This is a genomic window from Clostridium sp. AM58-1XD (assembly GCF_003464085.1).
Taxonomy (GTDB): Bacteria; Bacillota; Clostridia; order Lachnospirales; family Lachnospiraceae; genus Lachnoclostridium_A.
This window is the reverse complement of record NZ_QSDR01000056.1, coordinates 1-10,756: the sequence shown is the minus strand read 5'-3', so window position 1 is coordinate 10,756 and position 10,756 is coordinate 1. Positions and strand designations below refer to the sequence as shown.

At 44.4% G+C, this 10,756-nt stretch carries 8 protein-coding genes and 2 pseudogenes; all 10 read right to left on the bottom strand.

Translation table 11 applies throughout. From position 1 onward, the window contains the following. Window positions 1-493, bottom strand: a 493-nt coding sequence (rsmI, locus tag DXA13_RS20160) for a 16S rRNA (cytidine(1402)-2'-O)-methyltransferase (protein WP_118246784.1), incomplete at its 3' end; no start/stop codon positions are given. Window positions 494-622: 129 nt separating this feature from the next. Then, on the bottom strand, window positions 623-1,183 hold the full coding sequence (locus DXA13_RS20155; RefSeq protein WP_118246783.1) for a glycerol-3-phosphate responsive antiterminator: 561 nt from the start codon (window positions 1,181-1,183) through the stop codon (window positions 623-625). Between the two features lie 147 nt (window positions 1,184-1,330). After that, window positions 1,331-1,693, bottom strand: a complete 363-nt coding sequence (locus DXA13_RS20150) for a DUF1667 domain-containing protein (RefSeq protein ID WP_118246782.1) — start codon at window positions 1,691-1,693, stop codon at window positions 1,331-1,333. Next, window positions 1,694-2,976 (bottom strand): annotated as a pseudogene (locus DXA13_RS20145) (FAD-dependent oxidoreductase). 15 nt (window positions 2,977-2,991) lie between these two features. Further along, a pseudogene (locus DXA13_RS20140) lies at window positions 2,992-4,427 on the bottom strand (NAD(P)/FAD-dependent oxidoreductase). 120 nt (window positions 4,428-4,547) lie between these two features. After that, on the bottom strand, window positions 4,548-5,849 hold the full coding sequence (locus DXA13_RS20135; RefSeq protein WP_243009249.1) for a TRAP transporter large permease: 1,302 nt from the start codon (window positions 5,847-5,849) through the stop codon (window positions 4,548-4,550). A 13-nt stretch (window positions 5,850-5,862) separates the two neighbouring features. Further along, a complete protein-coding gene (locus DXA13_RS20130; protein ID WP_118246781.1) occupies window positions 5,863-6,402 on the bottom strand; it encodes a TRAP transporter small permease in 540 nt (179 codons plus the stop codon). A gap of 28 nt (window positions 6,403-6,430) precedes the next feature. Continuing rightward, a complete protein-coding gene (locus tag DXA13_RS20125; RefSeq protein WP_118246780.1) occupies window positions 6,431-7,495 on the bottom strand; it encodes a C4-dicarboxylate TRAP transporter substrate-binding protein in 1,065 nt (354 codons plus the stop codon). Window positions 7,496-7,742: 247 nt separating this feature from the next. Next, window positions 7,743-9,239 carry a glycerol kinase GlpK gene (gene glpK, locus DXA13_RS20120; protein ID WP_118246779.1) on the bottom strand — a complete coding sequence of 499 codons (1,497 nt, stop codon included), beginning with the start codon at window positions 9,237-9,239 and terminating at the stop codon, window positions 7,743-7,745. 26 nt (window positions 9,240-9,265) lie between these two features. Then, window positions 9,266-10,627, bottom strand: a complete 1,362-nt coding sequence (locus DXA13_RS20115; protein WP_118246785.1) for an FAD-dependent oxidoreductase — start codon at window positions 10,625-10,627, stop codon at window positions 9,266-9,268. Window positions 10,628-10,756: the final 129 nt, after the last annotated feature.

Here is a 10,756-nt window from a genome sequence, read left to right as displayed (position 1 = left end):
TTCTCAGACGCTCCTTTTTATCCGCTTTTTCCGCCGGCAAAAAGGCTTCAAGCAGACGCTCCTTTTTATCCGCTTTTTCCGCCGGCAAAAAGGCTTCAAAGCAGAATCTCCGGGTAGACAGACCTGACATGGTAAGGGCCGTAATGCAGGCGGCCGGACCGGGAAGCGAAGTTACTTCGATCCCCGCTTCATAGCATTGGCGCACCAGTTCTTCCCCAGGATCAGAAATTCCAGGCGTTCCTGCATCCGTAATCAAAGCCAGATTGATTCCCTGCGCCATCTGCTCTACCAGGTAACGTGCCTTTTCCACCTTGTTATATTCATGATAGCTGGTCATCGGAGTGTTAATCTCAAAGTGATTCAGAAGCTTAATGCTGTGTCTCGTATCCTCTGCAGCGATCAGATCCACTTCCTTTAATGTCTTCAGCACCCGGAATGTAATGTCCTCCAGATTCCCTATTGGCGTTGCACATAAATACAGTTTCCCTGCCATCATTCTAATCCTTTCCTGTAAACCAGAATAAAATTGTTTTAAAAAGCTAAAAAATAGTTCCATACCAGTCTTTTCATTTATGCGAATCGAGTCGCCGAATATCCGGTATGGAACCTTGAACTTCTTATATTACATAAACCACAGTTCTTTCTTTGTCGTTGAAATCGCATCTGCACCTGCTGAAAAAGCGGCGATCATATCCTTTTTATCCGAAAGCAGCCCGCTGGCAATCAGTGGAATATCGATACTGCTGTGCACCTCTTTCAGTATTTTAGGCATAACCCCCGGAAGTATCTCCAGAAAATCGGGCCGGAATGTCTCCATCTGTTTTTTTGTGTTCGTCAGAGCGAGGGAATCAATGACAAATGTCCTGTGCCCGCCGATCATTCCCAGAGACATTGCTCGTTTTACAACAGGCATCTTTGTGCTGATAATACCATCCGCTTTCGTATTGTTCTTCAAAAAATCAGCTACGATCTCCTTCGAGCTCAATCCAGAGATCAAATCAGCATGAACGATTGCGATTCTGTCCTTCTCTTTAATCCGGTCAACAATTTCCGCTATATTACAAATAGTCCCATATAAGATAAAAATAATCTTACAGTCCGATTTAAAGCTTTCTTCTAATCCTTCGTCATCCTTTACCGCTGCTATAACCGGAGATTCTTCCAGCAATTCTATAATTTTCATGGCCTGCATCCTCTCGTCGATCTATAAACAAAAAATTACAGAGTTTCTTTATACTGCATATCCCCTTCTGCGGGTTTCGTGATAACACGCTATTGTATTTACTTTATCAGTATCGCCATTTATAGTCAAGTATTTCTTTGCTTCCAGTTATTCTCCTACACTTTTTGTCGCAATCACAGGAACCCCCGTTCCCGCGCAGTCTGATATGATAACGTCGCCGATCTCTACAGGAGCGGTTATCCTGACGCTCCTGATCTCTTTCATACATTCAAAAATTTTCTCTTTCGGAATATCATTCTTCGTTTTTACTGAAACTCTGGGAATGCTTCCACCATCGACGCAGACGGTAGATGTTACGATTCTCATCGGATTCAGCATCTCTTTTTTAGCATATTCTTCGCCTCTGATACACGTATTGCCGGTCACATTGATTTCTCTTCCTTCATCCTCTACCGACACTTTCATCATGCAGCCCAGCGGGCAGCCGATACACACAAGTTCCTTCGTCATTTATTCCACCCCCGTACGAATCATGATCTTTCGCAGATCCGGATATTTTAAAAGCGTTTCTTTTTTCAGTATTACTTGCTCCATCTCTCCTGGAGCCAGCACCCGTTTTTTCTTCTTGTCTACCAGTTCTCCATCATAATAGACAGCAATTGACCGGCCCTTATATACATCCGCAACTCGAAATCTTACGATAGTTTTCTCTTCCAGACGGCTTAAATCCAGGGACTGAGGAACGGTATAACGAACTCCATCACATGCCTCCAGAACGACGCTCTGTACTTCTTTCGATTTACCTGTATCACTCTCTTTTTTCTGTTTCATAACATATTCTGCCGCATTCTGTCCAGCCAAAGCAGCTTCCTCAGACACATAATCCACCAGGTCATGAACATGAAGCACATTTCCGCAAGCGAATACGCCATTCACACCTGTTTCCAGCCGGTTGTTGACATTTGGCCCTGAAGTTACCGGATTCATATCGATGCCGGCTCCCTTTGTCAGCTCGTTCTCCGGAATCAGTCCGACTGATAAAAGCAGGGTATCACAGCTGTAATACTCTTCCGTTCCTGGAATCGGCCTGCGGTTTTCATCTACCTGAGCCAGTGTTATTCCTGTTACCCTCTTCTTGCCCTCAATATTGATTACTGTATGGCTGAGCTTTAATGGAATTCCGTAGTCATCCAGGCACTGAGCGATGTTTCTTTTTAAACCGCCAGAATAAGGCATGAGCTCCGCCACCACTTTTACCCTGGCGCCTTCCAGAGTCATCCTGCGTGCCATAATAAGCCCGATATCTCCAGAGCCGAGGATGACGACCTCTTTCCCGACCTGACATCCTTCAATATTCATAAGCCGCTGGGCCGTTCCTGCTGAATAGATTCCCGCAGGCCTGTAACCTGGAATATTAAGAGCCCCTCTCGGCCGTTCACGGCAGCCCATGGCCAGGATAACCGCATCTGCTTTCATCGTAACAAGGCCGTCTTCCCTGTTGATCGCCGTAACCTCTTTTTTAGGACTGATATTGATGACGATTGTATTGAGTTTATATGGAATCTTCTCTTCCATTACCTGATCAATATAGCGCGCGGCGTATTCCGGTCCGGTCAGCTCCTCTTTAAATGTATGAGGCCAAATCCATTATGAATGCACTGATTCAGGATTCCCCCTAAAATTTCATCTCTCTCCAGAATCATAATATCCTGTATTCCCGCTTTTCTCGCAGACATGGCAGCCGCCAGACCGGCAGGACCTCCGCCTATAATTATCACGTCATGATGTACCATCTGTGTACTCCTCCTCTATTTATCAGATATCAAAAGTTCTGATCCCTTTGAATTCTTGCAGACCTCTTCTACCGGAATATTTCTTTCTCTTGCCAGGATCTCCATCGTCTTTGGCGTGCAGAATCCAGCCTGGCATCGGCCCATTCCTGCTCTTACCCTGCGCTTTATGCCATCCATGGATACAGCCCCCAAAGGCCGTCTGATCGCATCTACGATTTCTCCTTCACTGATCTCTTCACAGCGCAGATAATAACGCCGTAATCAGGACGCTCCTTAATCAGTTTCGCTCTTTCCTCAAAGCTAAGCTGGTTTAAACGAACAATGCCTTTTCTAGTGGCTTTAAAATTCTCTTTCAACGGAGCGCCTGCCTTCTCACCAATCAGCTTTCCAAAGTATTCACCGATGGCTGGTGCTGCGGATAGGCCAGGCGATTCGATCCCTGCCGCGTCAAAAAATCCTTTCGCATCTTCCGGCTCTCCTATGATGAAATCATCGGAGTCTTCATGAGCCCGCAGACCGGCAAACGAAGTGATTGTCTGACGCAGCGGTATATTCTTTACGCTGACTGCAGATTTTGCTATCGCTTCTCCAATTCCTTCTGCCGTAGTCTCTGTCGCTTCTTTATCTTCTATATCAATAGCTGTCGGTCCGATCAGCAGGTTGCCGTGAACCGTCGGAGCTACGAGAATTCCCTTTCCATATTTTCCAGGAAGCTGGAAAATTGTTTTTGACACATGATTTCCGGCCTCTTTATCGAGAAGGCAGTAATCGCCCCTTCTGGCCGTAATATGAATTTTATTATCACTTACCATGTTGTGGAATACATCCGCATAAACGCCGGCTGCATTGACCACAAATCGCGTTGTAATCGTTCCTTCTGAGGTTTCCAGGCAGTAACCTTCTTCCATCTTTTCAATTTTTTCTACATATGTATTCAGCCGGAATTCCACACCATTTTCAAATGCATTTTCTGCCAGGGCGATTGTCAGGCCAAAAGGACACACAATCCCCCCCGTCGGAGCATAAAGGGCGGCCACCACTTCGTCAGACAGATTTGGTTCCATCTTTCTGGCTTCCTCTCCGCTGATAATAGAAAGGCCTTCAACACCGTTGTCGGCTCCTTTTTGATACAGATTATTTAAATTGTCCATGTCCTCTTCTGCAAAGCAGAGTACAAGGGAGCCATTTCTTTTAAATTCAAAATCCAGGTCTTTTGAGAGCTGCTCCATCATGCGGTTTCCTTCCACATTAAAACGCGCTTTCATCGATCCGTATTCTGCATCATAGCCTGCATGAACAATGGCACTATTTGCCTTGGATGTACCGGAACACACATCTTCCTCTTTCTCAATCAGACACACATTCAGATCATATTTTGATAATCCCCTCGCGATCGAGGAGCCAGTCACTCCCCCTCCTATGACTGTCACATCATAATTAAACTTTTTCATGCCTTTTCCACTCCTTATTTATTTCTTATAAAAAGAGTAAGGTAATAGATATAGAAGGGAAACCTTCTACCACCATACCTTACTCTCCATCTCAACGGTTTCCTTATGAAGTTTTTGCTGCTACATCAGTAAATTAGGTATAAACATGACGATCTGCGGAAAATACGTAATCAGCATTAAAACAATCAGTGACGCAGCGTAAAACGGAATACTTGCCTTGACAAACTTTGTCATCGGTATCTTCAGCATGGAACATGCGATAAACATCATAGAGCCAAATGGAGGTGTCAGCCCTCCTAACTGAAGGTTCAATACCATTACTATTCCGAAATGAATTAAGTTGATATTCATTGCAGCAAGCGGTTCCATCAACAGCGGCATGAGAACGATAATAATCGGAGCCGCCTCTATAAACATCCCACAGATCAGCAGGAATATGTTAATTCCCAAAAGGAACAGGAATTTGTTCTGTGTCAGGCCAAGAATCAGCGTCGATACTGCGTTTGGGATACGTTCCCAAGTCAGATAATAACCAAACAGGTTCGCTCCTATAATAATAAATATAACGACTGCCGTGGAATAGAACGTTTCCTTTAATATCGGAAGGATATCCTTTACCTTGATCTCTTTATATACAAATATGCCGACGATAAAACAGTATATTACGGAAACGGCTCCGCCTTCTGTTGCTGTAAACAGTCCGAACCTCAGTCCCATTATCAGTCCGAGAGGCATAAACAATGCCAGTACTGCATCCTTTAGTCCAACCGCTATTTCTTTAACCGTTGCTCTTTTTTCACGGCTTTTTCCGTATCCCTGCTTTTTAGCCTCAATATGTACTACGATCATCATGGCCACACATAGCATAATTCCTGGAATATAACCAGCCATAAACAGCTTTCCGATCGAAACTCTGGCAACCATACAATAGATAATCAGGACAATTCCCGGGGGAATTACGGAGGGGATCAGGGAAGAATTCGCTGTAACTGCCGCTGAAAACTCTCTTCTGTAACCACGTTTTTCCATCTCAGGAACCAGGATTTTACACTGCATTGCACAGTCTGCATTGCTGGAACCGGAAATTCCGCCCATCAAGGTACTGAGAAGCACATTTACATGTCCCAGGCTTCCCGGCAGATGACCTACGCACAGATCCGCAAAGTTCATGAGCCTTGTACTGATTCCGGCGTAGTTCATCACTACGCCTACCATAATAAAAAATGGTATTGCCAGCATTGGAAAGGACTCCAGTCCTGTTATGAGATTCTGAAGCGCCAGATCCACCGGCATCGTTGTATTGATAAACCCAAAATAAAACAACGAGGAGGCTAATAAAGAGAAGCCTATCGGCACTTTTAAAAAGAATAATACCACCGCTATAATGAGCGGTAAAAAGCTGATAAATGATACTCCATCCATAGGCTGCACCTTTCTAGCTGTTCTTAGCTTCCTCCATTACGTCTTCAATACCCGTGCTGTGAAGAACCGGACTCTTTCCCTGAATCCTTCTGATTAATTTAATGACTCCATACAGAGTCATCAGTCCAAAACTGACAACAATGCATAAGTCCACCCATATATAAGGAATACTCATAACAGTTGTTGATTTACTTCCTACATTCCTGCACAGGACGATTCCCAAATATAAGTACGATGCGCTGATAATGATGATAAAAACGTTAATCGCGATATCTACCCATTTTCTTGCCTTTTCCGGCAGCAAATTAATGATAATATCAATCGCGATATGTTCCTCGCACTTATATGCAGCGGCCGATCCCAGATATGCGGACCAGATAAAGGCAATCAGTGTGATTTCTTCTGCAAAGCTGATTGTAAAATGAAAGCAGTATCTCAGCACAACGTTCAGAGCCGTAAAGAAAACGACAGCTGTCAACGTGATATATCCAAGGATTTCATCGATGTTTAGTAAAAAATGTATTAGTTTGTTTTCTTTTTTCTCTGTCTCCATTCATCTCATCCTTTCCTGATGAAACGACTCATTTACCAGCTCTTATTTTTTCCAGGTCTGCCATAATCGCATCGTATACTCCGTCGGTTAAACCTGGCATATTCTCATAATATGCCTTACTTGCCTCCTTAAATGGCTCAGGATCAATTTCATGGAACACAATTCCGTGCTCTTCCATAGCCTTTCGCGCCTCTTCATCCGCCTTGACAAATAATTCGTTATTCACGACTGCGCCTTTTGCAAATTCTTCCTGTACGATCTGCTGCTGTTCCGGTGTAAGAGAGTTGAATACGTCAGCAGACATCATAACTGCTGCCGTTCCAAGAAAATGACCGGTCAATGTAATCTGATCGAGCACTTCCCATAATTGGTTGTCATAGATATCGCTCAGGGAAGACTCCATGCCTTCAATCATATTTGTCTGAAGGCCATTATAGATTTCACTCCATCCCATAGCGGTCGGGCTTGCGCCAAGCGCTTTAAATGTCTCTACCCATACGGTTGATTTCGGAACCCTGATCTTAAATCCCTTCATATCGTCCAATGTTTCAATCGTCTTTTTTGTCGTACCGATATGGCGGAATCCAAAGCAGTAATCCAGGGCGAGGACTTTAATTCCCTGTTCCTCTGCCTTGGCGTTTAAAGACTGCGCCCAGTCACCTTTGCAGAACTCGACATATTCATCCTGAGTATCAAATAAGAAAGGTCCTACCAAAGCGTTGTAATCCGGCACCCAGTCGCCCATACAGCTGGCATCGTAAACATTGATTAAATCCGCCCCTCTTACGCACTGTTCTGCTCCGTCCACGCCGTTTGCAATCTGGGCATTTTCGTATATTTCAATCACAATCTCTCCGTTTGTGCGCTCTTCGATGTTCTTGGCCACATCCACCAACGCCTTGTGCAGAGGCTGCGTGCTCAGGAAATTATGGCTCAGCTTCAGCACTTTTTTCCCACCTGAAGCCTGTTCTGTCTTCTCTTCCCCTTTTCCGGCTTCAGAAGCAGGTCCGCCTTCTTTTGCACTTCCTTTGCATCCCACTAACGACACTGCCATAATACCCGCCATTAACACTGCAAACCCCTTTTTCAACATACTTTTTTGCTCCCTTCTTTTATTGAATGTTGTTAGTTTTTGTTCCCCTTAATAATAATTTCCGGCGCCGTCCCACAAACACAAAAAAAGGCATAAAAACAAAGTTCTTCTGAAACCTTGCTTTATGCCTTCTCTTAATCTCTAGCATCGTATATGATTAACATCATTATAGCATCTTTCCACTTTTTGTCAACATGTCATTTTATACGATATTATGACTGCATTTTCCGTCATTATGTATCATGTTCTATTCTTCTGAACTCCAGACGCATGCACAGTGAACAGCCTTTTTCCATCCCCTTATCAACTCGTTCTTATGTTCCTTCTCCATTTTTGAAACAAAGCGTCTGTCAACCTGGTAAATCTTTTTTATTTCATCCTGATCTTTCCAGTAATCCACCGCCAGACCTGCTAGATAAGCCGCTCCCAATGCGGTTGTTTCAATATTCTGCGGCCTTTCAATAATAATATCCAGAATGTCCGCCTGAAACTGCACCAGAAAGTTATTAGCGCTTGCTCCGCCGTCAACCTTCAATTCATGCAGCGGAATTTTAGAGTCCTGTTCCATAGCTTTTACAAGATCATAAACCTGATAAGCCAGGGATTCAACGGTAGCCCTTATAAACTGCTCTTTGTTTGTTCCACGTGTCAGCCCGACGATCATTCCTCTCGCATAAGGATTCCAGTATGGAGCTCCCATGCCTGCAAAGGCAGGCACTACAAAAACGCCGCCCGTATCGGATACAGACATACAGTATTCTTCCGTCTGAGGCGCGCTCTTAATCATTCTCAATTCATCTCTCAGCCACTGAATCGCCGCTCCTGCAATAAATACGCTGCCTTCCAGGGCATAGTGAATTTTACCGTTAATTCCAACTGCAATGGTAGTCAGAAGTCCGTTTTCAGAAGCAATGGCATTTTCTCCAGTATTCATTAATGTGAAACAGCCCGTGCCATATGTATTCTTAACATCTCCTGGCTCAAAGCAGCACTGTCCGAACAATGCCGCCTGCTGATCTCCTGCAATTCCTGCGATTGGAATTTCTCCACCCAACACCTCTACGGAAGAAAATCCAAAGATACCGCTGGACATTCCTACCTCCGGCAGCATTGATTTCGGGATTTTAAAATATTCCAGAAGTTTATCATCCCAGCATAAATTTCTAATATCAAACAGCATGGTTCTGGAGGCGTTCGTCACGTCTGTTACGAAAGAACGCCCCTTAGTCAGATTCCATGTCAGCCATGTGTCCACGGTTCCAAACAAAAGCTCTCCGTTCTCAGCAGCTTCTCTTGCCCCTTCTACATGATCCAGAATCCAGGCAATCTTGCTGCCCGAAAAGTATGCATCGGGAATCAGGCCTGTAGTCCTCCTTACATAGTCCTCCATACCGTCAGCCTTCAGCTTTTCAATCATGTCAGCCGTCCGGCGGCACTGCCATACGATTGCATTGTATACAGGTTTTCCTGTCTTTTTATTCCATACAATCGTAGTTTCTCTCTGATTTGTAATTCCTATTGCTGCAATGTCTGAGGCTTTTGCGCCGATTTCACTTATGGCCTCCATCGTTACGCTCAACTGAGAAGACCATATCTCCATTGGATCATGCTCCACCCAGCCAGGCTGCGGATAAATCTGAGTAAACTCCTTCTGAGCGATGCTACAGATATCTCCGTCTTTATCAAATAAAATGCACCTCGAACTCGTTGTTCCCTGATCTAATGCAATGATATACTTCCCCATTCTACGCGTCTCCCCTTTGCTGTATCTTAAAATACTCTTACATTCTGTTTTTTAAGAGCTTCCTGAATCTTCTTAATATCTACGTTTTTCGTTGTCACTCCCTGCTTAATGGACTCTGCCGCCGCCACTCCTGCAGCCTGGCCTGTCATGGCACAGCAGGACATATTGCGGAAGGAGGTATGAGCGATCGGTTCTCCGGAAATACATCTTCCGGCTACAAGAAGGTTGTCTACCTTCTGCGGTACGAGGCAGCGGTATGGAACTTGATAATAGCGGCCTGTTATAGGAAGATACAGGTAACCTCTGCCGTCAATAAACTCTGGAAAAATACCAATGGAATCCTCAAATCTGGCCTCTTCAAATACATCTTTCTTATTCAGACGGTAGTATCCGTCAATCTGGCGTGACTCCCTTGTGCCAAGTGTCATGCCGAAGTTTCTTAATTTGGCATTTTCAAAACCAGGTACTTTCTTTCTCAGAATATCCAGACAGTACATAGCATTTCTTCTTCCCTGTATTTCTGCCTTTGTCAGATCTTCTACATCCGTACAGTCGATATTTCCCAGGAATACGAGATTCAGCTGCATTACTTCGCCTTCCGGAGTTACCGTGCTCCATGTTCCTCCGAGACATGCGCCCTCTTCCTTCGGTACAAGGCCGTCGTTCACTGCTTCAACAAATGGCCTTTCAAAATACGGGCTGAACATCGCATCTTCTTTTCCTGTCGTTTCGATGGACCAGTATCCGCCCCAGTCTTTATATGTAGGCTTCAGAACATTTTCTACCCAGTCATTAAATTTATCTATGTCAACACCCTTGCAGTTAAACAGTGTTGTAACGCTCATCAGCTGCTCTTTTGGAGCTTTTGTAAACGGAGCGCCTGCCAGAGCCGCGATATCTGCGTCTCCAGTACAGTCAATTACACGCTTTGCATAGATTGCCAGACGGCCGGACTTACTTTCAGTAATAATTCCCTTGATAACCCCATCCTCTACGATCGCTTCCACTGCAAGGCAGTGAAGAATCGGGCGGACACCGGCTTCTTCTACCATCTGATCTGCTATATATTTAAAGAGATCCGCATCGAGCGCCGTACTCTCAGACTGGCATTCCTTAACGCCTCCCATCTGTTTTGCCCGTTCTTCATATTCAAATTCCAGGCCGCCTGATTCGTTTGTTCCTTCATGACGGTACCAAGCAATTGCTTCGACACCAACCTGGCTGATCACTCCTCCAAAACAGCCGAATCTTTCACATAAGATAACACTGACTCCTTCTCTTGCCGCTGCAATTGCTGCAGACAATCCTGCCGGGCCGCTTCCTACTACCAGTACGTCTGTCTCTGCATGAACGGGAATACTCTTTGCTGCTTCGTTGAATAATTTCATAATATCTTTCTCCTTTAATATATTTTCTTTTTTCAAAAAACTTTTCCTTATCCATTTAAAAATATAAAATATGGTTTCATAAAAAAGAAAAAAGCAGGCATCGTTCCCTTTTAAGAAATGATTGCCTGC